Origin of the sequence: Rhodococcus sp. AW25M09 (assembly GCF_000333955.1) — a bacterium.
GTDB lineage: Bacteria > Actinomycetota > Actinomycetes > Mycobacteriales > Mycobacteriaceae > Rhodococcoides.
The window spans coordinates 1-1150 of the sequence record NZ_CAPS01000166.1; the positions used below are offsets into that span (position 1 = coordinate 1).

The window sequence follows — 1150 nt, forward strand, 5'->3', positions numbered from 1 at the left end:
CTAGTGGTCTGTCTGCGATTTGATCTGGTTGAGGGTGTCGCGTCCTCGTTGGACCTTTTCGACGATGGATTCGGCGGTGGCTTTCCAGATGAACGGTTTCGGGTCGAGGTTCCAGTGTTCGGCCCATACGGTGATGGCCTCGGTCAGTTCGCTGACGTTGGAGAACGTTCCGCGGCGTAGTCGTTTGTCCGTGAGTTCTTTGAACCATCGCTCGATCAGGTTCAACCACGAACTCGAAGTCGGTGTGAAGTGAAGGTGCCATCGGCGACGGTCTTTGTGCGACAACCACTTCTGAATCTCGGGTGTCTTGTGGGCAGAAAGATTGTCGAGCACCACATGCACGCCCAGACCTCGAGGTACGGCAGCATCGATCTGCTTGAAGAACCTCAACACGTCTGCGCCGGTATGGCCTTTACGCAACTCCGTCAGAACTTCACCGGTGGAAATGTTCATCGCCGCGAACAGATCGATCGTGCCGTTGCGCTTGTAGTCGTGCGTCATAGTGCCCGCACGTCCCTTCTTCATCGGCAACGACGGCTGAGTGCGGTCGAGTGCCTGGCACTGCGTCTTCTCGTCGAACGAGAACACCACCGCCCGCGCAGGCGGATTCAGGTACAGGCCCACCACATCGACCAATTTCTCCTCGAAACGAGGATCATTGCTGACCTTGAACGTCTCCACCCGCCACGGCGTCAAACCGTGATCGGCCCAAATCTTGGCGATCGCATCTTTTCCGACACCCACCCGTGCCGCCAGCGTACGAGTGCTCCACTGCGTCGACCCGTCCGCAGGGCGCTCCCGGTGGGTGATCTTCAAAACTTTCTCGACCGTCCCGGCAGGCAAACTCGGTTTACGTCCACGGCCCTTCGCGATCACCCCGACACCGGCAATGCCTTTGTCGACGAACCGCTTTCGCCACCGCCGAACAGTATCGGAATCGACCGCGCACCGACGCGCAATCTCCTCGTTGGCCACACCATCGCACGCCAACAGCAAACCGCGAGCCTGCACCACAGTCCGATGCGGCAACGCCGTCGACGCAGCCATTCGTGCCAACTCGGCACGCTGTTCATCCGAAACCGGCAAAGCCGCCGCTGTCATAACAGGCATACTACAAACTACCCCACTATTTCACAGACGGACCACTAGG

At 58.9% G+C, this 1150-nt stretch carries 1 protein-coding gene; it reads right to left on the reverse strand.

Going from position 1 to position 1150, the window contains the following annotated elements; translation table 11 throughout:
* Positions 1 to 1101, reverse strand: coding sequence for an IS630 family transposase (locus tag RHODMAR_RS26790; protein WP_081606130.1), 1101 nt, complete (start codon positions 1099 to 1101; stop codon positions 1 to 3).
* Positions 1102 to 1150 lie beyond the last annotated feature (49 nt).

Coding starts and splice junctions, on each gene's coding strand:
- RHODMAR_RS26790 (WP_081606130.1), bottom strand. CDS start 1,101: ATGACAGCGGCGGCTTTGCCGGTTTCGGATGAACAGCGTGCCGAGTTG.